The following is a 23253-nucleotide window of genomic DNA, read 5'->3' as shown; positions in this document are numbered from 1 at the left end:
GCCGGCACGACGCCACCTGAAATTCCCCGTCGACACGACGCCCCCGGGCCCGGCCTCCGCAAGAGGCCGGGTGTGCACACCGCAGCAACCTCGAAACTCCTGGAGTAATGCATGAGCTTCATCAAACCGACCCTCGTGGCATCAGCCATCGGCCTTGCCATCGCCGGCATCGGTGCGCCGGCCACGCTTCACGCGGCACCCACCTCATTCGACGCCCAGTTCGTCCAGGCTCCGATGGCAACCCTCGAGGAGAGCGAAACCGGGCGATACATCGTCACCTTCGTCGAGCCGGGCCTGGTCCAGTACCGCGGCGGCATCGCAGGATTGGCGCGCACCGCGCCGGGCGTGGACGGCATCTCGCTCAACAGCTCCAAAAAGTTCGTGATGGACTCGGTGGCGGCGAAGGAATACCAGAACTATCTCGTGGAGCAGCGCAAGCTGCACCTGGACGCGATCCAGCGCGCGCTGGGCCACAGCCTGGACATCCACTACACCTATGACGTCACCCGCAGCGGCATTTCCGTTTCCCTCAGCCACGCCGAGGCGCTGCAGGTTGCCGGGCTTCCCGGCGTCCTGTCGGTCGCACCGGTGCAGCTCTACGAGACCCAGACCACGCGCGGCCCTTCGTTCATCGGCGCGGATACCATCTGGAACGGCACGGCCATCCCGAACTGGGCGACGGCCACCCGCGGACAGGGTGTGAAGGTCGGCATCATCGACACCGGCACCTTCATCGGCCACCCGTCATTCACCGATGACCCGGCCTGCGGCTTCAGCGCGGCCAATCCCAAGCTGTTCCCGCGCGACTGCGTGACCAACAACGGCACCCAGTGCACCGGCACCCTGTTCGACGCCGACATGAGCAGCCACGGCGTGCATACGTCCAGCACCGCCGCCGGCAACACCCTCAGCAACGCGTCCGCACCGCCGGCCCCGCCGCTGCCTGCCGGCGTGACGATGTCGGGCGTCGCTCCCTGCGCCTCGATCTATTCCTACAACGTCGCCAACCACACCACCGGCGCGCTGTCCGAGGATTCGCTGGAATCGGCCATCCAGCACGCGATCGTCGATCAGGTCGACGTGGTGAACTATTCCATCGGCCGCACCTGCGGCGGTGGCAACCCCTGGACCGACCAGCGGATGCAGTCCTTCCTCAACGCCTCCGACGCCGACGTCTTCGTCGCGGCCTCGGCGGGCAATACCCGCGACACCTGCACCAACCCGGTCGGTCTGGTGGGCAACAACGGCCCGTGGATCCTGACGGTCGCCAACTCGACCCAGGACGAAGTCGTCACCCCGACGCTCACCGTCGTCGCGCCCGGCCCCGTGCCCGCCATGCTTGAGCAGATCCCGCTCACGCCCGGCAGCACCACGCTCAGCCCCTCGGTCACCCTGCCGATGTTCGATGCCCGCATCAAGGTCTCTCCGAACCTGGAAGCCTGCACCGCCGGTGGCGGCATCCCCGCGGGCACGTTCACCAGCGCCGATGTCGCCATCGTTCGCCGCGGCTCGTGCAACTTCGCCGAGAAGATCACCAACGCCTACAACGCCGGCGCGCGCACGGTGATCGTCGCCAACAACCAGCCCGGCACCATTTCCATGGACACCACCGGTGCGCCCGGTGACGCGGCCTCGTTCAGCATCGGCTCCCAGGCCATCGGCGACGCGCTCATCGCCTTCATCGGCAATCCGCCATCCGATCACGTTTTCAGCGATGGATTCGAGGACAGCGCGCCGGCACCGACCGTCGATCCGGTGTTCGGCGACTACCTGCCGGTGGAAATCCTGTCCCGCCAGGGCGACGTGATCAACGGCAGCAGTCTGCGCGGTCCGACCCAGGCCCCCTACGACAATCTGACCAAGCCCGACATCACCGGCCCGGGCACCGACATCTACGCCGCCTACATGGCCGTCGAGGGCAACTACGGCCTGATGACCGGCACCTCGATGTCCTCGCCGCACCTGGCCGGCGCGGCGGCGCTGGTGCGTGCGGTGCATCCGACCTGGACCCCGTACGAGGTCAAATCGGCGATCCAGACCACCGCCAGTCGCACCGGCTTCATGGAGGACGGCACCACGCCGTGGACCCCCGATGCCGTCGGCAGCGGCCGCGTCGACCTGAGTCGCGCCACGCTGGCGGGCCTGACCCTGGACGAGACCAAGGCCAACTTCCTGGCGGCCAACCCGAACGGCGGCAGCATCAGCCAGACCCAGCTCAACCTGGCTTCGCTGCGCAACGTGGCCTGCGGCACTTCGTGCAGCTGGACGCGCACCGTGACCAATCGACTGGACGTCTCGGGTTCGTGGAACTCCACCGTCGAGAATCCGGCGGGCTACACGCTCTCGGTCTCGCCGGCGACCTTCACCCTGGCCCCGGATGCCTCCCAGACGGTTACCGTCACCGCCACCGCGGTCGGCGCGGCCACGCAGTCCCTGTCGTTTGGCGCAGTCATCCTGCAGGAGACCGGCAGCGCCTCGCCGGACCAGCACTTCACCGTGGCGATCAAGGGCGAAACGCCCATGGCCCCGCCGGGCTACTGCGACGGCGGCACCTGCGTGCTGAAGATCGACACCATGCCCGACGCCGGCGGCAGCTTCTCGGCCGTGGGGTGTTCGACCTACTGCGGATTCGTGTGGCTGAACCAGTTCTCCCCGCCCGCCGAGGAGTATCCGATCACCCTTACCGCCGTGCAGTCCCTCTTTGCAGCCAGTTCGAACCCGCAGGGCGACAAGATCCACATCTATATCTACCTGGATGACGACGCGGACCCGACCAACGGCGCAACCCTGCTGGGCCAGCACACCTACACGCTGCCGGCACCGCTCAACGCGTGGCGCAACATCACCTTGCCAACGCCCATCGTGGTTAGCGGTCCGGGCCACATCCTCATCGCCATGACCAACCCGACCGGAAACGCGGGCACGCGTCCCGCCTCGGGCGACCCCGGCCCCTTCAACGGCCACGGCTGGATCGGCGACTACGTGGATACCGCTGCCGGCGTCGCTCCGGACCTCAGCAGCCCCAGCGTCGACCTGCTCCCCAACGACCAGGCCATCACCGGCTTCGACCGCAACTGGCTGATCCGCGCCACCGGCACCAACGGCGGCGGTCGGCCGATCTCGCTGGAGCCGGTCACGCGCTGACCGCGCGTTCCGCTCGACGACTTCAACCGGCGCGGGAAACCGCGCCGGTTTTTTTTCAGCGCGATGACACAGCGGCCTGCCGTGAGCCTCCGGGCTGGTCCGCAGCGCGGTGATGCCGCACAATGCCCTGTTCGCCGTGCAGAACCTGGAGCGTGTGCGTGAATGCCGAAGAGGTGCGCGATTACCTGGCGGGGATCGACTGGACGCGCCAGTTCGATCAGGCGACCCTGCGCCGGGCCAACACCTATCTGGCCAACGATCACCTCCTGAGCCTGGCGCTGGAACGCGACCGGCGCGGAGTGATCCGGCTGCGGGCGTTGGTGCGCGGCAGCGGCGAGGCGATCTACGAACCCTGGGTCGAGTTCCGCGAGCAGGGTCGCGGGCAGCTGGCGCTGTTCGGCTCCTGCGACTGCCCGGTCAACGGGCCGTGCAAGCACCAGGCGCTGCTGCTGCTCTACGCCCAGCGGTTCCCGTCCGCGCAGTGGCCCAAGGATGAGCCCATCGCGCCGCCACCGCCCAGCGGCACGCTGCCGGCAGAGCAGATGGAGACCCTGCCCGAATGGCTGCGCAGCGCCCTCGCCGGTCAGATGGCGGCCCAGACCGCGAGCAACCTGCCGGCGTGGGACTTCTGGTTCTCGCGGCTGGCGCAACTGGAGCCGCGAGCGACGCTGCCCGAAGCCGTGGATCGCCGCTTCGGCCTGATTTTGCGCGAAGACATGGGCCGGCTCGCAGTGCTTCCCGCCTTCCTTCGCGCCGGGCGGGGCCGCATGGGCGGCCTGGTCGACCCCAAGCCGCTGGAGCTGACGGCCGAAGGCCCGAGCCCGGCACCGGCCGGCGGCTGGAGCACGGAGGACGCCATCGCGCTCGGCACCCTTCTTGGTTCCGCCAGCCGCGGCATGCGGCGCACCGATCCGGTCGTGATCGATTCGACCCACACCGAGGCCGCGCTGGTCCATCTGATGCGCCACCACCCGGTGTTCTGGGAACGCGGCAGCACGCCTCTCGAAGCCGCGCCGGCGCAATCCCTCCACCTGCGCTGGGACGACCAGCCCGACGGCACCCAGATCCTGGCGCTGGTCCTGGATGATCCCGAACCGTCGGTGCTGCTTCTGGGCCACGGGCTCTGGTACGTGCAGCCGGCGGCGCGGCGCTACGGCCGGGTCGAAGGCGACCCGGCGCTGGTGCACGCCGTGGCGGCGGCACCGCCGCTCCAGCCCGAGGACGTGGCCGAAGTGCAGCTGCGGCTCAAGCGCCAGAGCGCACTGCCGGTGGCGATGCCGCAGCCGCGCCGCGTGCGGCAAGTGAAGGCGACGCCCGTGGCGGTACTCTCGATGCAGGTGGTGAGTGTGGAAATGGAGGCACGCCACGCGCAGCGCGCGCCCTTGCGCGTGGGCGTGGCCACGCTGGGCTTCGACTACGATGGCCACCGCCTCGCGCCGGGCGTGTACAACGAGCGCCGCCAGGATGCCGACGGGCAGGAAGTCACCGAGATCATTCGCGACGCCGTGCGGGAGCGGCGCGCGGAGCAGCGCCTGACCGATGCCGGGCTGCGCGATGCGCTCATCTGGGCACACGACATGGCGCTGCGGCGCAATCGCTTCGAACCCGACCAGTGGCTGCTCCAGACCGGGAGCTATCGCACGCCGGCAAGCCCCGAGGCATGGGCTTCGGTGCTGGCGGAACTGGCGGCGGCAGGTTTCCGGATCGAATATGCCGCGGACTTCCCGCGTGACGATGTGGTCGAGATCGGCGAATGGCACGCCGATCTTGCCGAACTGGACGAGTCCGGCAGCCGCTGGTTCGACGTCTCGCTGGGCATCGACGTCGAGGGCCAGCGCATCGACCTGCTGCCGATCCTGCGCCGGGTGCTGGCCGATCCCGATTTTCCGCTTGAGCGCCCCGCCGACGAACCGGGCGACGCCGCCTGGCGGGTGCGCATCGACGAGAACCGCAGCGTGCGCCTTCCGCTGGCGCGCCTGCGCGCCGTACTCGAACCGCTGCTCGAATGGATCGCCGGCAGCGAAGACGGGCTGCGGCTGCATCGCACCCAGGCGTCAACGCTGCGCCGGGTGGCGGAAGACGCCGGCCTGCCGTGGCGCGGTGCCGAAAAGTTTCGCGCGCAGATGGATCGGCTGCGCGAACTGCCCGCCACGGCCGAGGTGCCGGAGGGCTTTCGCGCCGAACTGCGCCCCTACCAGCGCGATGGCCTGGCCTGGCTGAATTTCCTGTCCGACGCCGGACTGGGCGGCATCCTCGCCGACGACATGGGGCTGGGCAAGACCGTCCAGGTGCTCGCCCACCTCCTGTCGGAAAAGCAGCGTGGCCGGCTCGACCTGCCGGCACTGGTGGTGGCACCCACGAGCCTGGTCGGCAACTGGCGTGACGAGGCGGCCCGCTTTGCGCCCGACCTGCGGGTGCTGGTGCTGCACGGCAGCGGCCGCGCCGCGCGCTACGAGGCCATTGTGGACTCGGATCTGGTCATCACCACCTATCCGCTCCTGCCGCGCGACCGCGACAGCCTGTGCGAACAGCGCTTTTCGCTGCTGATCGTCGACGAGGCGCAGGCCATCAAGAACGCGCGCAGCCAGGCCGCGCAGGTGGTTCGCGAAATCCCCGCGCGACGGCGGCTGGCGATGACCGGCACGCCGCTGGAAAACCACCTGGGCGAGCTGTGGGCGCAGTTCGATGCGGTGGAACCGGGGCTGCTCGGCAGCGAGACGCGCTTCAACCGCACCTACCGCACCCCGATCGAGAAGCACGGCGACGCGGACCGCCAGGCGCGGCTCAACCGGCGCGTGGCCATGCTGCTGCTGCGCCGGCGCAAGGAGGACGTGCTCGCCGAACTGCCGCCCAAGACCGAGATCGTGCGCTCGCTCGAACTGCAGGGTGCCCAGCGCCAGCTCTACGAAACCCTGCGTCTGGCCCAGCACGAGCGGGTGCGCGAGTCGATCGTCCAGCGCGGGCTGGGGCAATCGGGCATCGTGGTCATCGATGCGCTGCTCAAGCTGCGCCAGGCCTGCTGCGATCCGCGCCTGGTCAAGCTAGAGGCCGCGCGCAAGGTGCGCGAATCGGCCAAGCTCGAAGCCCTGCTCGATCTGCTCGACGGCCTGATCGCCGAAGGCCGGCGGGTGCTGGTGTTTTCCCAATTCACCCAGATGCTCGCGCTGATCGGCCAGGCGCTGGACAAGCGCAGGACGCCCTATCTGAGCCTCACCGGCGACACGCCTGCGGCCACGCGCTCCGACCTGGTGCGCGGCTTCCAGGAAGGCGAGACCCCGGTGTTCCTCATCAGCCTCAAGGCCGGCGGCGTCGGCCTCAACCTGACCGCCGCCGATGCGGTGATCCACTACGATCCGTGGTGGAACCCCGCGGTGGAGTCGCAGGCCACCGACCGCGCCCACCGCATCGGTCAGGACAAGCCGGTCTTCGTCTACAAGCTGATCTGCGCCGGCACCGTGGAGGAGAAAATCCAGGCCATGCAGGAGCGCAAAGCCGAGCTGGCGCGTGCGGTGCTGGAGGGCGGGGGCAGCAACGTCGCCCTGGGCTTCGATGAAGCCGACCTGGCGGAACTGTTCGCGCCGATCTGACGCCCGGTCCGACGCCGTTGCCACACGGCGCGTGCGTTGCAACATACGTTGCCGAACCCGCCGACGATGCGAACGGTATTGACATTCATTCGCATTGGCAGGACGATGCGCCCATCGCCATCATGGGTGTGATTCGTGTACGTGTGCATCTGCAACGGCATTACCGACCGCGACATCCGCGACGCCGTTCGCGCCGGTGCCGACGATCTGTCGGACCTGTCGGCCATCACCGGCTGCGCCACCGTGTGCGGAAGCTGCGGAGAGCTGGCCATGGATATCCTGCGGGAAACCCGCCGCGAGGCCCTGAACCTGCCCCTGCGCGCCGCCTGATCGGACGCGCGCGCCGCCGCAGCGCCATCCCGCCGCGCAATCCCGCTACCCTAGTCGCCTTTCCACGACGGAGTGCCTCCGATGCAAGGCGACCGCAAGGCCATCGCGCACCTCAACAAGGCGCTGTTCAACGCGCTCACCGCCATCAACCAGTTCTTCCTGCATGCACGCATGTTCGGAAACTGGGGCCTGGAAGAACTCGACGAACGCGATTACAAGGAGTCGATCCGCCAGATGAAGCAGGCCGACCGGCTGATCGGGCGCATCCTGTTCCTGGAAGGCCTGCCGAACCTGCAGAACCTGGGCAAGCTGCTGATCGGGGAAACGCCGCAGGAATGCCTCGAATGCGACCAGGCGCTGGTTCGCCAGGAGCTGGCAGACCTGCGCGAGGGCATCGCGTACTGCGAATCGGCTGGCGACTACGTATCGCGCGACCTGCTCACCTCGATCCTGCACGCCGGCGAGGAGCATCTGGACTGGCTGGAAACCCAGGCCGACCTCATCGCGCGGCTTGGCCTGGAAACCTACCTGCAGGCGCAGATCGGCGGCTGAACCCTCCCGGCCCGCGGCACGCGGGATTGATCCGGCTCAAACCGCCTGTTGCAGCGCAGCTAAAATGCCAGGGGCCCGGCGCGACGACTGCCGGGCCCTTTCATTGATGGAGTGCCCCATGTCCACGTTCGACGTCGAACGCGTGCTGTCCGTCCACCACTGGACGCCCGACTACTTCAGCTTCCGCACCACGCGCGGTGCCGGACTGCGCTTCGAGAACGGCCAGTTCGTGATGATCGGCCTGCCGGTGGACGGCAAACCGCTGATGCGCGCCTACTCAGTGGCCAGCGCCAACTGGGAAGAAGAAATGGAGTTCTTCTCCATCAAGGTCCAGCACGGCCCGCTCACCTCGCGCCTGCAGCACCTCCAGCCCGGCGACGAGATCCTGCTCGGGCGCAAGCCGACCGGCACCCTGCTGATTTCCGACCTGCATCCGGGCCGCAACCTGTACCTGCTCTCCACCGGCACCGGCCTTGCGCCCTTCCTGTCGATCATCAAGGACCCCGACACCTACGCGCGCTTCGAGCGGGTGATCCTGACCCACGGCGTGCGCAACGTCGGCGACCTGGCCTATCGCGACCACATCACCCGCGAACTGCCGCGGCACGAATATCTGGGCGAGATGGTTTCCCGCCAGCTGCTCTACTATCCGGCGGTCACGCGCGAGGACTTCGTCCACCGCGGCCGCCTCACCGACCTGCTCGACGCCGGGCAAATCAGCGCCGACCTCGGCATCGCGCCGCTCGATCCGGCGCACGACCGCGCCATGATCTGCGGCAGCCCGCAGATGCTGGCGGACTTCCGCGCCATCCTGGACCGGCGCGGGTTCAAGGCCTCCCCGCGCATCGGCACGCCGGGTGAATACGTGTTCGAGCGCGCGTTCGTGGAGAAATGAGGTCAATCGCGCGGCGCAAGCGCCACGAAGCGACCGCTGAAGGTGCAGCACAGGGTGCCTGCCGGATCGCGGATTTCCGCTTCCATCCGGGCGCGCGACTTGCCCTTCGCCGCGAAGGCGTCGAGCACCTCGTTCCACGTCTGCCCGTCTTCCAGCCATGCGCGCGCATGCAGGTCGCCGTACAGCGGGGCCAGATAGCGCACGCTGGAATCCTGCACGTAGACATCGGCACGGTGGCCGGCATCCTCCAGACGCATCGACAGCAGCGCCCACGCCGCCAGCGTCATCACGCTCGTCAGGCTGCCGCCAAAGGCGCAGCCCTTGTCGTTGACGTTGGCCGCCAGCGGCGCGGCAAGGCACAACGTATCGGCATCGAAGCCGGCAAGGCGCAGCTGCATGGCCTGCACCGGCGGCATGGTCAGGAGGCGCGTGATGACCGGATGGGACGAAGCGGGGGTATCCACGGTTGGGCTTGCGGCAGGAGGGCGCGTAAGCTTGCCCGATGATGCCTGAGCCTGTCTTGAAGCCGCTTGCCGGCTGGTCGGTGGTCTGCCTGCGCCCCAGCGCGCAGCAGGCCGCGGTGCGGCGCGCCGTACAGGCACGCGGTGCCCGCCACCTCGCGCTGCCCGGCCTGCGCCTCGCGCCCGCGCCCGACGAGCACGCCGCGCGCGCGGCGCTGCGCGACGCCCTGGCCTGCCACACGGTGGTGTTCACCAGCCCGGCGGCGGTCATGTTCGCCGCACGCCTCCTGCCGCCGCGCGCCCTGCGCGGGCAGACCGCCATCGCGGTGGGCGAAGGCACCGCGCGGGCGCTGGCCCGACACCGCGTCTCCTCGATTACGCCGCCACCCGATGCGATGCACTCCGACGGCGTGCTCGCCCTGCCGCACTGGCGCGATGCGGCCGGGCCGGTGGGGCTGGTGACCGCCCCCGGCGGGCGCGGCGTGATTGCCGCCGGGCTCGCCGCCCGCGGCATGGAACTGCATCGGGCCGAGGTGTACCGGCGCCTGCCACCGCGCCTGGATGCGCGCCACCTGCGCGCGCTGGATGCCAGCACGCCGCCGCGTGCGGTGCTGGTGTCCAGCGGCGAGGCGCTGGAACGGGTACTGGCAGCGCTTTCCGACGCGCTGCGGACGCGTCTGCTGGACGCCACCGCCGTGGCCAGCAGTCTGCGCCTTGCCGAACTGGCGCGCGATCGCGGCTTTGCCGGCGTGCTGGTCGCCAGCGCTCCCACCGCAACCGCCATGCTCGATGCGCTCGTCGGGCATGTGGGCACTGCCGGCTTCCGGTAGCATGATTGCCGGACTTGTCCGGAAACTGCAGCCTTGGCTGACATCGACTCCACCGACTCTCCCCCCCCGACCGACGCCGGCGCAAGCACGCCCAGGCGCTGGCCGTGGCTGCTGCTCGCAATCGTGCTGGTGCTGGTCGCGGTCGGCGCACGCTGGGCCTTCCTGAGCCTGCGACAAAGCGACGACCAGCGCGCCGAAACCCAGGCGGAAAACGAAACCCTGCGCGCACGCCTGGCCGACATCGATCGCGCTCTCGACCAGCTGCGCGAAGGCCAGCAGCGCCTGTCGCAGCGGCTGGACTCGTCCAGCGCCACCAACCAGGTCCTGCGCGAGGAGCTTCTGGGCATGGGCGAGCGCGCCGGCCTGCTGGAAGACGCCGTGGCCCGCCTCGCCCAGAGCCGGATGAGCGGAGAAAGCCTGCTGCGCCTCAATGAGGCGGAGTTCCTGCTCGCAATGGGGGCCGAACGCCTCTCGCTCTACGCCGACGTCGGGGCGGCGATCCAAGCCTACTCGCTGGCCGAAGGCGCGCTTGCGGAACTGGACGATCCGGCGCTGGCCACGCTGCGCCAGACCCTCGCACAGGAGCTGATCCAGCTGCGCCAGATGCCGCCCGACCCGCGTCCGCCGCTGCGCGCCGAGCTGGCGACGCTGGCCGGTGAACTGCCGCTGCTGCCTTCCTCGCGCAGCGGCGAGGTGTCCCTCGCCAGCCCGGACAGCTCGCGTCTGGCGCAATTGCTCGGCCAGCTGGTCACGGTGCGTCGCGTCGGCACCCAGGCCGATCCGCTCGGCCCGGCCCAGCATCAGGCCGCCCTGGCCGCCATGGCGCTCCAGTTCGAACTGGCCCAGGCCGCGCTGGCGCGACCGGACGCCGCCGCCTTCCAGGCCGCGCTGGATCGCATCGCGCAGTCCGGCCAGGCCCTGTTCGATGAAGGCTCGCCCGCCGTGGTGGATTGGCAGGCGCGCCTTTCCGCCGCGCGGAACACGCCGCTGCTGCCCACGCCGCCGGTGCTCGGTGCCACGCTGCGGGAATTGCGCAGCCTGCGCGCCGCGCGCAGCGTGAGCACCAGCGTGCCGCTGAAGCCGCTCCCACCGCCGCCCGCACCCGCCGGCGACCTGCCGGATGTCGAGCACGCGGTCACGCCTTCGGTTCGACCCGATCCGCTTTCCGCCGACGAAGGCGACGAGGGAGCCGTGCCGTGAAACGCCTCGTCGGCCTGCTCGCGCTGCTGGCGCTCGCGCTCGCGGGTGCCTGGCTGTGGCGCATCGTCGCGGCCGATCCGGGCTACGTCCAGATCGCGCTGCGCGGCTGGAGCATCGAGACCACCCTGGTGGTGGCGACCACCGCGCTGATCCTGGCGCTGGCGGCGCTGTGGCTTGTGGTCAAGCTGCTGCGCATGCCCGGACGATACTGGTCGCGGCGGCGCCGCCACGTCGCGCGCGAGCGGCTTGCCGGCGGTCTGGTGGCCCTGCACGAAGGGCGCTGGCATCGCGCCGAGCGCCTGCTCACCCGCGCCGCGAGCGAACCGCAGCACCGGCTTCCGGCCTTGCTGGGCGCCGCGCGCGCGGCGCAGTCGCGCGGCGACACGCAGCGCGCGGACGAACTCCTGGCGCAGGCGGGCGAGCGCGGCGATGCGCTGGTCGCGGCCCTGGTCGCGGCGCGCCAGCACCAGCGCAGCGGCGATGCGCCCGCGATCACCGCGCTGTTCGACGCCCAGCCGGTGGCGGCCCTGCCGCCGCGCGCGATCGAGCTCTACGTCAAGGCACTGGCCGCAACCGGGCGCGCCGGCGAGGCAGTGGGCCTGCTGCCGGCATTGCGCACCAGCCGCGTGCTGGAAGGCGATGCCCTGACGCAGGAGGAAGACGCCACCATTGCCGCCGCGCTGCAGCAAGCAGCGGACGCCCAGACTTTGGCCTCGACCTGGGGCAACCTGTCGCGCGCGCAGAAGATCCGTGCGCCCATCGTCGCCGCCTATGCAAGGCGCGCCGTGGACCTGGGTGACAGCGACGCCGCCGTGACCGCCGTGGAAGATGCGATGCGCAAGCGCTGGTCGCCCGAACTGGCCGCCATCTACGGCCGCCTGCCGCGCGGCGGCGGGCGCTCCCCGCTGAAGATGGCCGAAAGCTGGCTGACCGCACATCCGGATGATCCCGGGCTCCTGGTCACGCTGGCGAAGCTGTGCCGCAAGGAGCAGATCTGGGGCAAGGCCGAGGATTACCTGCAGCGCGCGCTGGCGCACGGTGCCGGTGCCGCGGCGTGGGAAGAACTCGGCCATGTCCATGCCGCCCAGCACCGCAATGACGCGGCCGCCGACGCCTACGCGAAGGCGCTGGCGGTGCAGCGCGGCGAGCGCGCGCAGACGCGCTCGGATCGCCCGCTGCGCGACGAAATCGCCAAGGTGGCCGTGGCCGAAGTGCGGTCGGACATGGGCGTTCCGCGGCTGCCCTACGAAGAGGCTGACGAGGACGACGCCCAGCCGCCGGCCTGAGGCCACGTGCGCCCGCGCCTCACCGGGCGCGCAGGGAACGCCTACTCCGCGGTACCGAACAGTGCCGTCAGGTCGAGATTGCCGCCGGAAAGCACGATGCCCACGCGTCTTCCGGCGAAACGCGCGCGCGCGCGCAGCAGCGCCGCCAACGCCACCGCACCCGAGGGTTCCACCACCTGCTTCATGCGCTCGAACACCAGGCGCATGGCCTGGCGCACTTCCTCGTCGCTGGCCAGGAGGATGCCGTCGCAGTGGCGCGACAGGATGGTGAAGGTGCGCTCGGACAGATGCGCGCGCAGCCCGTCGCAGATCGTGTCCGGGCGCATGTCGACGATGCGCCGGCCCTGCCGCAGCGAGGCGCAGGCATCGGCCGCGCCCTCCGGCTCCGCACCGAACACCGCGATGCCCGGATTCAACGCCTTGGCCGCGATCAGGGTACCCGACAGCAGTCCGCCGCCCGACACCGGCGCGATGATCGCATCCAGCCCCGGCACCTGATGCATCAGTTCCAGCGTCGCCGTGCCCTGCCCCGCGATCACGCGGGGGTCATCGAAGGGATGGATGAGTTCGCCGCCGGTCTCGGACAACACCTGCGCGGTGACGCGATCACGATCGTGCTGGGACACCTCGCACGGCACGATGCGTGCGCCGAAATCCGCGATGGCGGCAAGCTTCACCTGCGGCGCACCGCGCGGCACCACTACGGTGGCGGGAATGCCGCGCAGGCGACAGGCCAGCGCGATGGCCGCACCGTGGTTGCCCGAAGACTGCGTCACCACGCCGCGCGCCGCAGCGGCGGCATCGAGCGAAAACACCGCGTTGCAGGCACCGCGGAACTTGAAGGCTCCCGCGCGCTGCAGGTGTTCGGCCTTGAAATGCAGGCTCGCGCCGGCGATCCGGTCGATCGACGCGCTTTGCAGCACCGGCGTCACGCGGGCGTGCGCCGCAATGCGCGCGGCCGCCTCGCGCACGGCGTCGATGCTGCAGTTCTCGACAGGGGCAAAAGCCATGCACCGCGTCCGGGTTGCTCGGAGGCGGAAAGCATAGCGCCGCGGATGCCCGATTGGTGGGCACATGCATCCTGCACGAACAGTGTCAAGACCATTCCCACGCGGGCATCTAAAAGGCGAAAATGCCCTGCCGCCGCCGGCGGCGGCTCGCTCCGCAACGTCCAACCCACGGGAATCCTCCATGTCCTCCATGTCCTCCATGCTTCGCATCACCGCTGCACTCGCCCTCGTCCTCTTTGCCACCGGCACCCTGGCCGCCAGCGGCGACTCGGAGATCACCATCCGCAATGATTCCTCCTGGGTGCTGCACGAGCTTTACCTGTCTTCCGTCGATGACGAGGAATGGGGTCCGGACCAGCTTGGCAGCGAGGTGATCGGACAGGGTGACGAGTTCACCCTGACCGATGTGCCGTGCGAGGTGTACGACGTGCGCCTGGTGGACGAGGACGGCGATGTCTGCATCCTCGACGCCGTCGCACTGTGCAACCACGAAGCCAGCTGGGACATCACCAACCGGGAGCTGCTGGGGTGCCAGGCCGACACCGACGAATGATCCGCCCGGCCTGATGCAGTCCGCGCATCGCAGCCGGCACCGCGCCGGCTGCGGCGCGGCGTCGGCGCGAAACGGCGCCTTGCCCACGCGCCCTTGCACGCCGCTCGATTCGCTCTCGCATACCCCGTTTGGGTAACATGCTTTTTCAACGTCGACCGCACGGATCGTGTCCCACCGATCTGCCGCTTCGCCGACGGCACCCCACGCAGAAAGAAGCATGACCACGGATTCCGACACTGTCGTCCGGCTCGCCGATTACCGCGCGCCCGCATGGCGCATCACCCACGTCGCGCTCGAGTTCGAGCTCGGTGCCACCAGCACCCGCGTCACCTCGACCCTGCGGCTCGTGGCCCAGCCCGGCCAGCCGGCACCACCGCTGCGGCTGGACGGCGAGGACCTGGAGCTGCTCGACATCGCGCTCGACGGCCGCACGCTCGGCCCCGGCGAATACACCCTCGACGCGAGCGGCCTCACGCTCACCGCCGCACCGTCCGCGTGCGAACTTCGGACCACGGCACGCATCCACCCGCAGCGCAACACCCGCCTCGAAGGCCTGTACCTGAGCCGCGGCGCGCTGTTCACCCAGTGCGAGGCCGAGGGTTTCCGCCGCATCACCTGGTTCATCGACCGCCCCGACGTGTCCGCCGTCTACGACGTCACCCTGATCGCCGATCGCGCCCGCTTCCCGGTGCTTTTGTCCAACGGCGACCGCGTCGCGGCGGGCGAACTGGACGGCGGCCGCCACTTTGCGCGCTGGCACGACCCACACCCCAAACCCAGCTACCTGTTCGCGCTGGTCGCGGGCGATCTGGCGCGCTTGTCCGCGCCATTCACCACGATGCAGGGACGCACGGTGGAAGTGAACGTCTGGGCCGACCGCGCCGACGTGGCGCGCTGCGAATACGCGCTCGGTGCCGTGCTGCGGGCGATGCAATGGGACGAGCGCCGCTTCGGCCGTGCCTACGACCTCGCCGTATTCAACGTGGTCGCCGCGCAGGACTTCACCATGGGCGCGATGGAAAACAAGGGCCTCAACATCTTCAACGCCCGCTACATCCTCGCCGACGCGGATACCGCCACCGATGACGACTTCATCGCGATCGAATCGGTGATCGGGCATGAGTATTTCCACAACTGGAGCGGCAATCGCGTGACCCTGCGCGACTGGTTCCAGCTCTCGCTCAAGGAAGGGCTCACGGTATTCCGCGACCAGGAGTTCACCGCCGACCTGCACTCGCGCGGGCTCAAGCGCATCGAGGACGCGCGCCTGCTCAGGAGCCGCCAGTTCGTCGAGGACGCCGGCCCGCTTTCGCATCCGGTGCGACCGCCAAGCTACCGCGAGATCAACAATTTCTACACCGCCACGGTCTACGAAAAAGGTGCCGAACTGGTGCGCATGCTGCACACGCTCCTGGGCGAAACCGGCTTCCGCCGCGGGCTGGACCTCTATTTCGAACGCCACGACGGCGGCGCGGCCACGGTCGAAGACCTGGTGGCCGCCATGGACGAATCCTCCGGGCGCGATCTCACCCAGTTCCTGCACTGGTGGGAGCAGCCCGGCACGCCGCGCATCGAGGCGCAGGCGCGCTTCGATGCGGTCAGCGGCGAGTACACGCTCACCTTGCGCCAGCACGGCAGCGACCCCGATCACCCGCTGCACATCCCGCTGGCTCTGGCCTTCTACGACGCCAACGGCCGTCGCATCGACACACACCCGGAAGTGGACGCGGACTACCGCCCCGGCCTCATCGAGCTGCGCCAGCGCGAACACACGCTGCGGCTGCGCGGCCTGACCCAACCGCCGCTGCCAGCCTTCCTGCAGGGCCTGTCGGCACCGGTGCGGTTGGATTTCGACTATGCGCCGGAGCAGCTGGCGCGACTGGTGCAGGTGGAGACCGACCCGCTGACGCGCTGGCAGGCGCTGCAGCAGCTTGCGCGCACCGCGATCCTTCCCGGAGCGCAGCGGCGAGTCGCGCTCGATGCGCTGCTGCGCGCCCAGTCCATCCTGCTGGATGATCCGCGCGCCGACGCCGCCTTCGTGGCCGCGTGCCTGGCCCTGCCCGACTTCTGGGACCTGGGCGCACAGCTCGAGCGCATCGATGTCGACGCGCTGTGGGCGGCGCGTGAAGCCACCCTCGATGCGTTGGCCATCGACCAGACCGAACGCCTGCGCGAGCGCCACCTGCAGCTCACCGCACGCGCCGCGGGCGGACTGGAAGGCGACAGCGCCAGCGCGCGACGCCTGCGCAACCTGTGCCTGGCGCGGCTGGCGCGCGTCGAGCGCGAGGGCGAACGGGCCGTGGCGCAGTACCACGGTGCCAACACCCTCACCGACCGCCTCGCGGCGCTGCAAACCCTGCTGCACGCGGGCTTCGCCCAGGCAGATGAGGTACTCCAGGACTTCGCCGCACGCCACCGCGGCGATGCGCTGGTGGTCGACCGCTGGCTGGGCGCGCTCGTCACCGCGCCGCGTGCCGGCACCCTCGACACCGTCGCCACGATCGTGCGCGGCCCGTTCTGGCAGCCGACCAACCCCAACCGCGTGCGCGCCGTGCTCGGCAGCTTCGTGCGCAGCAACGTGCCGGCTTTCCACCGTGCCGACGGTGCCGGCTACGCGCTCTTCTTCGAACTGCTGCCGGCGCTCGATTCGATCAATCCGCAGGTCGCCTCGCGCCACCTGGCCCTGCTGGAAAACTGGCGACGCCTGGATGACGGGCGTCGCCGCCTGCTGGACGCGCACTTCGACGCGCTGCAAACGCGACTGACCTCGCGCGACAGCCGCGAAACGCTGGCGCGGCTGCGCGGCGCGGATCCAGACTGAACCTGCGCCATCGCAAGCTGAATCCGCGATGCGCGGATCCGTCCGTGCGCGGCAAGTTCAGCACGGATTTACCGCCCGCCCCGGAGACTCACCCTACACGTCGAGAAAGAAGGGGCCGACCGCAATGAAGCGCTGGATCATCGTTCTGCTTGCCGCCGCCATGCTCACCGGCTGCATCACCACCCGCGAGGTGGTCTATCGCGAGCCGTACGCCACCGACGGCTACTACTCCGATGCACCGACCTACTACCGCGACGGCAGCGGCTACTACTCGCCCTCGTACGGCAACCGCGGCGACTACTATTTCGGCGCAAGTTCCTACGGCTACGGCAGCTTCGGGGTCAGCTACTTCGACTACCCGTTCTACTACTCGGTGTTCTGGCCGATCAACCGCTGGTATTACGACCCGTTCGTGTATCCGGGCTACTACTACGGCGTCACCTGGTTCCCGCGCAGCTACTTCAGCCTGGGCTACAGCTACGGCTGGAATTCGCACGGCTGGCTGTCCTATTCGCCCTACCGCTATTCGTATGTGGACAACTATTACGACTGGCGTCGCCCGTACCACCACTACCCGAACTACCGGAACTACTACCCGACCCCGCGCTACGGCGATGCGCGCGTGGAAGCCTCGCGCCTGGCGGACATCCGCCGGCCGTACCCGAGCAACGCCTATCCGCGCAGCGGTTCGTCCAGCGGGTACAACCGCAACCAGGGCGGGCCGGCGGCACCGTCCTACAGCGGCAATCGCGCGGCGATCCCGCGCGGCAGCTACGGCACGACGCGACCCGGTGCCTACGGCAAGACCGCGCCCGCCGCCGACGTGCGGCGCACAGGCGCGGGCGCGCCCCGCTCGGAGCCCTCCACGGGCCTGTTCGGCAACCCCGTGCGCGGCAGCCAGTCCGTCCCGCGCAGCCGCCTGGACGGAACCCGTTCGCTCAACGACAGCCGCCGCGACCAGCTGCGTGACGGCGACAGCAACCTGCCCTCACGCACGTTCGCGCCGGCCGAGCGAGGCACCTCGATTCGCGGCAGCGCGGACGGTTCCAACCGCCCGGCCCTGCCGGTTCGCGGTACGACTCCGGCACCCGTGCGCGGTACGACTCCGATGCCCGTGCGCGGCATGAACCCGGTCCCGGCGCGCGACGCGACGACCGCACCGGTACGCAGCGCACCGAGCCAGGGCATTCCGATCCGCACGGTGCGACCCGTGCAGCGCACGGCACCGGTGACGACACCTTCGCGCGATGACAGCTACGGGCGTACTTACCAGCGCGACAGCGCGCCGGCACCACGCACCGCGCCCTCGCGCGATGTCACTCCGATGCCGGCACGCACCGCACCGCCGCGCAGCAGCGTGCCGCAGGCACCGATCCGAACGATGGATTCCGGCGTCGGGCGCTCCGGCTCCGGCTCCGGCTCCGTCTACGCCCCCGCACGCGCGCAGCCCCTGCCCGCGCGCCCGGTCGAAGCGCCGGTGCGCAGCGCGCCATCGCGTGCAAATCCGCCAACGTATTCGGCACCACCACCGGCTCCCGCATCGCGATCCGAGCCCACGAAGTCGCACTCGGGCAATCGCGACAGCGGTGTGCGGCGCGTGGGCTCGAACCGCGAGGATTGACGATGGCCCGCGCTCCCGGGCCGCTCGTCTTCATGTTCGTGAACGCAGTCACAATTTTTGGCAATCATCGGGCCGAGGCGTCTTGCGTCACTTCCGTACGTCGGTATGATTCGCCACAAGTGACCTCCAGCGTCTGTTTGCGACAGCGTCCGGAAGCCACCTGAAAGCTTCACCGCCTGTTCGGCGCCCGACAATGGTCTGTCCTGGATTCCCCCTGTTCCACTAAAGACCGTCGGGCGCCGACTTCACGAAGAACCCCCGCTTGCGGCGCACTCCGCAAGCGGGGGTTCGGCTTTTCCGTAACCGGGGAAAAGCGGTGAGATGTGCCGGTCGTCGATGTGCTGACGCCGGCGGCGTCCCCGTGACGCGCTGATCGATCCCTGTTCATCTCGATCAACACCGCGGCCGATCAGTCCGGTGCGCGCCTGGCGCTGCTAGCCTTGTGACCTGCCGCGTGCCTGCCGGCACGGGTGCATTCCTGTTGATGCAGGAATCGTTCCAACTACGAAAATCAGTCATTTGCGACAAAGTTCGTCAGGTTCTGTCATGCGCTATCCCGAACAATTCGACGTGATCGTGGTCGGCGGCGGCCACGCCGGCACCGAGGCGGCGCTGGCCTCGGCACGCAGCGGCGCGCGCACGCTGCTGCTCTCGCACAACATCGACACCATCGGCCAGATGAGCTGCAATCCGGCGATCGGCGGGATCGGCAAGGGCCATCTGGTGAAGGAAATCGACGCGCTCGGCGGCGTCATGGCACGCGCCGCCGACCGCGCCGGCATCCAGTGGCGCACCCTCAACGCCTCCAAGGGCCCGGCGGTGCGCGCCACGCGCTGCCAGGCCGATCGGCAGCTCTACAGGGCCGCGATCCGCGGCGCGGTGGAAACCCAGCCCAACCTCACCGTGTTCCAGCAGGCGGTCGAGGATCTGGCGCTCGAAGGTGACCAGGTGCGCGGCGTGGTGACGCAAATGGGCCTGCGCTTCGATGCGCCCCGCGTCGTGCTCACCGTCGGCACCTTCCTGGCCGGCAAGATCCACATCGGGCTTTCCAACTACGCCGGCGGCCGCGCCGGCGACGCCCCCGCCACGCCGCTGGCGCTGCGCCTGCGCGAACTGCCGCTGGGTGCCGACCGCCTCAAGACCGGCACGCCGCCGCGCATCGACGGGCGCAGCATCGACTGGTCGAGGGTGGAAGAGCAGCCCGGCGACACGCCACGCCCGGTCTTTTCCTACCTCGGATCGCCGGCCGATCATCCGCGCCAGGTGAGCTGCTGGATCACCCACACCAGCGCCCGCACCCACGACATCATCCGCGGCGCACTCGACCGTTCGCCGCTCTACACCGGCGTGATCGAAGGCACCGGCGTGCGCTATTGCCCCTCGATCGAGGACAAGGTGGTGCGCTTCGCCGAAAAGGATTCGCACCAGGTCTTCATCGAGCCCGAGGGCCTCACCACCCACGAGATCTACCCCAACGGCGTCTCCACCTCGCTGCCCTTCGACGTGCAGCTGGCGCTGGTGCGCAGCATCCGCGGTTTCGAGAACGCCGTCATCACCCGCCCCGGCTACGCCATCGAGTACGACTACTTCGATCCGCGCGGCCTCAAAACCTCGCTCGAAACCCGCGCCATTGCCGGCCTCTACTTCGCCGGCCAGATCAACGGCACCACCGGCTACGAGGAGGCCGCGGCCCAGGGCCTGGTCGCCGGCATCAACGCGGCGCGCGCGACGCGTGGCGAAGCGCCGTGGACCCCGCGCCGCGACGAGGCCTACATCGGCGTCCTGATCGACGATCTCACCACCAACGGCGTGCTCGAGCCCTACCGCATGTTCACCTCGCGCGCCGAATACCGGCTGCAGCTGCGCGAAGACAACGCCGACCTGCGCCTCACCGAACGCGGCCGCGAACTCGGGCTGGTGGACGACGCGCGCTGGCGGCACTTTTCGGAAAAACGCGAGGCCATCGAACGCGAATCCAGCCGGCTCAAGGCACTGTGGGCCGCGCCCGGCAACGCGCTTGGCCGCGAAGTGGAGGAAACCCTGGGCGTGGCGGTGAGCCGCGAGACATCCGCGCACGACCTCCTGCGTCGCCCGGAAATGGACTACGCGCGCCTCACCCGCGTCGCCTCGATCGGCCCGGGCGTGGACGATCCGCGCGTCGCCGAGCAGGTCGAAGTGCAGGCCAAGTACGCCGGCTATCTCGACCGCCAGGCCGAGGAAATCGAGCGCCAGCGCCGCAGCGAGGAAACCGCGATCCCGCCGGACTTTTCCTACGACGGCATTTCCGGGCTTTCGGTCGAAGTGCGCACCCGCCTGGAGCGTGCGCGTCCGGAAACCATCGGCCAGGCGATGCGCGTCTCGGGCGTCACCCCCGCCGCGATCTCGCTGCTGCTGGTGCACATCAAGCGCTGGCGCGGGATGCAGGCGGCGGCGTCAACCGGCTGACGCGACGGTCACTTCAACGCCAGCCCCAGCACAATGCCGGCAAACACCGCCGCGCCCACCCACGCACCGAGCGCGAACGCACACAGGCAGGCCCCAGGCTCGCGCCGCCGCGCGATCCAGAACTGCGCGCCGATCAGCAGCGCCGGCACGCCCAGCGCCGCGAAATACGCCGCACCCAGCTCCGCACGCTGGCCCACCAGCACCAGCGCCACCAGCATGCCGCCGGAAACTAGCGCCTGCGCCAGGAGATCCAACTCGCCCAGAAGGATCGCCACCGACCGTACGCCGCGACGAAGATCCTCCTCGCGCTGCGCCATCGCCTGCCAGATCCAGCCACCGCTCGCCCACAGCGTGCCGGCACACAGCAGCAGCCAGCCCAGCGGCGGCACGCCGCCCTGCACCGCGGCAAATGCCATCGGAATACCCCAGGCACATGCGACGCCCAGAGCCGCCTGCGACAGGTAGCTGACGCGCTGCACGAGCGGGACGCCCAGCGCCATCACCAGCGCCGCCGCGCCCAGATACAGCGTCAGTCGATTGCCCAGGAACTCCAGCGCCAATGCCAGCAGCAGCGCGCCCGCAAGCGCCAGCAGCGCATCGCGCCCACGCGAGGCGTCGCGCGTGGGCGAAGGCTGATCGTCCGCCTGCCCGCGCCGGTCGAGCCAGGCACCGGCAAGATTCCCGGAAACGCGTGCAACGCCATACGCCAGCCACGGCACCAACGCGAACAACAGCAGCGCGTTCCACGGCGGGAACCCGTCCGCGGCCAGCCACAGCGCCCACCACGCCGGCCACAGCAGCAGGAACATACCGCCCCGCCACGCCCCACGCATCCACGCCCACGCCCACGCCCACGCCAGGCGCACGCGCGCACCTGCCGCACCCATGCGGGTGACGGAGGCATCGGAACGCTCATCGGGGCGCAGCGATCGAGGAGTTGGCATGAAGATATCGGGCACATGAACGCCGAGGCTGGCATTCTCGCCCATTCGACCCGATATCGCAGCGGTGGCGGTCACGTCCGGCGCATCGCCCCGTCACCATCACGCAGCATCGCCCACCACACCCAAGGAGCACGCCCATGAGTTCCACCGGACAAGGCAGCACCGGCAACGTCATCGCCGCCATCTGCAGCCTGTTCATCCCGGGCCTCGGCCAACTCGTCCAGGGCCGCCTGATCTCGGCGATCCTGTGGTTCCTCACCGCCTGCGTCGCCTTCGCCATCACCTGGCTGGTGACGCTGAGCCTGCTGCCGTTCGGCTGGTTCATCGTCAGCATCTTTTCCTGCCTCAACGCCGCGCTCTACCGGCGCTGACGCAACGGCACCGCTGCTGGCCCACCCCGCGGCCAGCAGCGCTGGCGACCGATTCCCGGCCCCCACGCTCCGGACATCGCGCCGCGCCGCGCATCCATGGCACAATACGCGGCCCCGCCCCGCGCGCCACCCACCGGCACGCAGCACGGCCACCCCGCACCACCCGTGGCCCGCAGCGGAAAAGTTCTGCATCACGCGCCTGTAGCTCAGCCGGATAGAGTAGTGGCTTCCGAAGCCATTGGTCGGGGGTTCGAATCCCTCCAGGCGCGCCATCTCAAGCCTTTGTCTCAAAAGGCAATCTGACAAAATGCCGCACTGCAGCACTCACGGGAAACCCGTCGTGTGACAGTTCTGTGACGGTCTCTGTGACAAGTTCTGCAGACGCCGATTGGTCGGATGACCAGAAGCTGGTGTGACAGGCCCGCGCCCGCTGACCAGAAGCCTCGGCGGCTAGTTGATGCCTCAGGACCAGAAGCCTCTGTGACGCTCTCAACGTTGTTCACACGGCTTGAACCATCCCGACGCCCCCAGAGCCTCCCCCTCCTTGAGCAGGCAAAGGCGATCTGACCCAACCCGGGCGTGTCCGATTTTTTGTGTGTGAGGCGGTTTAGTTCGTGGCCTTCCTTCAGCGGGCCAGCGTGAACCGGTCTTCGTAGAGTATCGCGAACTGGTTCATCGCCGCCTTCCATTCGCGGGTCGCCCGGCTCCACTCGGAGGTGATGTTGCGCAAGGCCAGCCAGATCAGCTTGGTGGCCGCCTCGTCGCTCGGGAAGTGGCCACGGGTCTTGATGATCTTGCGCAGGCGCGCGTGCACGCTCTCGATCGCGTTGGTCGTGTAGATCACCCGCCGCACGTCGGGCGGGAACGCGAAGAACGGAATCACGCGCGACCAGGCGCGCCGCCAGGCAGCGGCTACGGTCGGGAAGCGTTCGCCCCAGGGACCGGCCTCGAACGCGTCCAACTCGGCCTGGGCGGCCTCGGCCGTCGGCGCGGTGTAGATCGGCCGGATCGCCGCTGCCAGCGCCTTGCGCTCCTTCCAGCTCGCGTAGTCCAGGCTGTTGCGGATCAGGTGCACGATGCAGGTCTGCAGCGTGGTCGCCGGGAACACCGCCTCCAGCGCCTCGGGGAAGCCCTTCAGGCCATCGGCCACGCCGATCAGGATGTCGTCCACGCCGCGGGTCTTCAGGTCGTTGAACACCCGCA

General features: G+C 69.4%; 17 protein-coding genes and 1 tRNA gene. 14 read left to right on the top strand and 4 right to left on the bottom strand.

Features of this window, described 5'->3' with window-relative positions; translation table 11 throughout:
* Nucleotides 1–111 precede the first annotated feature (111 nt).
* The 5 genes from WB794_RS09070 to WB794_RS09050 all read left to right on the top strand — a co-directional run bounded on the left by WB794_RS09070 (nt 112) and on the right by WB794_RS09050 (nt 8508).
* Complete coding sequence (locus WB794_RS09070; protein ID WP_337335537.1) at nt 112–3144, top strand: S8 family serine peptidase; 3033 nt, start codon at nt 112–114, stop codon at nt 3142–3144.
* 158 nt (nt 3145–3302) lie between these two features.
* Nucleotides 3303–6731 (top strand): DEAD/DEAH box helicase, encoded by a 3429-nt coding sequence (locus WB794_RS09065; protein WP_337335536.1) that lies wholly within the window; start codon nt 3303–3305, stop codon nt 6729–6731.
* 135 nt (nt 6732–6866) lie between these two features.
* Nucleotides 6867–7061: a (2Fe-2S)-binding protein gene (locus WB794_RS09060; RefSeq protein ID WP_337335535.1), complete on the top strand. Its 195-nt coding sequence runs from the start codon at nt 6867–6869 to the stop codon at nt 7059–7061.
* Between the two features lie 81 nt (nt 7062–7142).
* Nucleotides 7143–7613 carry a bacterioferritin gene (gene bfr, locus WB794_RS09055; RefSeq protein WP_337335534.1) on the top strand — a complete coding sequence of 157 codons (471 nt, stop codon included), beginning with the start codon at nt 7143–7145 and terminating at the stop codon, nt 7611–7613.
* Nucleotides 7614–7731: 118 nt separating this feature from the next.
* Nucleotides 7732–8508, top strand: coding sequence for a ferredoxin--NADP reductase (locus tag WB794_RS09050; protein ID WP_337335533.1), 777 nt, complete (start codon nt 7732–7734; stop codon nt 8506–8508).
* 2 nt (nt 8509–8510) lie between these two features.
* Here the strand turns inward: WB794_RS09050 and WB794_RS09045 are convergent, their stop codons facing one another.
* The gene (locus tag WB794_RS09045; protein WP_337335532.1) at nt 8511–8972 is read right to left on the bottom strand and encodes a YiiD C-terminal domain-containing protein; all 462 of its coding nucleotides are present in this window, start codon (nt 8970–8972) and stop codon (nt 8511–8513) included.
* 56 nt (nt 8973–9028) lie between these two features.
* On the opposite strand from WB794_RS09045, the gene WB794_RS09040 reads away from it, so the two are divergent.
* Genes WB794_RS09040 through WB794_RS09030 form a run of 3 tightly spaced genes read left to right on the top strand, consistent with a single transcriptional unit; the run spans nt 9029 to nt 12285 of the window.
* Nucleotides 9029–9799, top strand: a complete 771-nt coding sequence (locus tag WB794_RS09040; RefSeq protein WP_337335531.1) for a uroporphyrinogen-III synthase — start codon at nt 9029–9031, stop codon at nt 9797–9799.
* A gap of 33 nt (nt 9800–9832) precedes the next feature.
* Entirely contained in the window at nt 9833–10999 is a 1167-nt protein-coding gene (locus WB794_RS09035) for a uroporphyrinogen-III C-methyltransferase (RefSeq protein WP_337335530.1), read from the top strand.
* Nucleotides 10996–12285, top strand: a complete 1290-nt coding sequence (locus tag WB794_RS09030; protein ID WP_337335529.1) for a heme biosynthesis HemY N-terminal domain-containing protein — start codon at nt 10996–10998, stop codon at nt 12283–12285. The genes WB794_RS09035 and WB794_RS09030 overlap by 4 nt, the downstream gene beginning before the upstream one ends.
* Nucleotides 12286–12326: 41 nt before the next feature.
* Here the strand turns inward: WB794_RS09030 and WB794_RS09025 are convergent, their stop codons facing one another.
* Complete coding sequence (locus tag WB794_RS09025) at nt 12327–13295, bottom strand: pyridoxal-phosphate dependent enzyme (RefSeq protein WP_337335528.1); 969 nt, start codon at nt 13293–13295, stop codon at nt 12327–12329.
* 181 nt (nt 13296–13476) lie between these two features.
* On the opposite strand from WB794_RS09025, the gene WB794_RS09020 reads away from it, so the two are divergent.
* The 4 genes from WB794_RS09020 (at nt 13477) to mnmG (ending at nt 20735) form a co-directional block, all read left to right on the top strand.
* Nucleotides 13477–13848 (top strand): hypothetical protein, encoded by a 372-nt coding sequence (locus WB794_RS09020; protein WP_337335527.1) that lies wholly within the window; start codon nt 13477–13479, stop codon nt 13846–13848.
* A 217-nt stretch (nt 13849–14065) separates the two neighbouring features.
* Nucleotides 14066–16669, top strand: coding sequence for an aminopeptidase N (gene pepN / locus WB794_RS09015; protein ID WP_337335526.1), 2604 nt, complete (start codon nt 14066–14068; stop codon nt 16667–16669).
* A gap of 124 nt (nt 16670–16793) precedes the next feature.
* Nucleotides 16794–18290 carry a hypothetical protein gene (locus WB794_RS09010; protein WP_337335525.1) on the top strand — a complete coding sequence of 499 codons (1497 nt, stop codon included), beginning with the start codon at nt 16794–16796 and terminating at the stop codon, nt 18288–18290.
* A 546-nt stretch (nt 18291–18836) separates the two neighbouring features.
* A complete protein-coding gene (gene mnmG / locus WB794_RS09005; protein WP_337335524.1) occupies nt 18837–20735 on the top strand; it encodes a tRNA uridine-5-carboxymethylaminomethyl(34) synthesis enzyme MnmG in 1899 nt (632 codons plus the stop codon).
* Nucleotides 20736–20743: 8 nt separating this feature from the next.
* On the opposite strand, the gene WB794_RS09000 is transcribed toward mnmG, so the two are convergent.
* A complete protein-coding gene (locus tag WB794_RS09000) occupies nt 20744–21679 on the bottom strand; it encodes a UbiA family prenyltransferase (protein WP_337335523.1) in 936 nt (311 codons plus the stop codon).
* A 137-nt stretch (nt 21680–21816) separates the two neighbouring features.
* Here WB794_RS09000 and WB794_RS08995 point away from each other — a divergent pair, with 137 nt between their 5' ends.
* Nucleotides 21817–22050: a hypothetical protein gene (locus tag WB794_RS08995; protein ID WP_337335522.1), complete on the top strand. Its 234-nt coding sequence runs from the start codon at nt 21817–21819 to the stop codon at nt 22048–22050.
* 195 nt (nt 22051–22245) lie between these two features.
* Nucleotides 22246–22322 (top strand) — tRNA-Arg (locus tag WB794_RS08990).
* Between the two features lie 353 nt (nt 22323–22675).
* Here the strand turns inward: WB794_RS08990 and WB794_RS08985 are convergent.
* Nucleotides 22676–23253, bottom strand: a 578-nt coding sequence (locus WB794_RS08985) for an IS256 family transposase (RefSeq protein WP_337335521.1), incomplete at its 5' end; no start/stop codon positions are given.

The organism is Denitratimonas tolerans, from assembly GCF_037203605.1.
Classification (GTDB): domain Bacteria; phylum Pseudomonadota; class Gammaproteobacteria; order Xanthomonadales; family Xanthomonadaceae; genus Denitratimonas; species Denitratimonas tolerans.
This window is presented reverse-complemented; position numbering and strand designations above follow the sequence as displayed.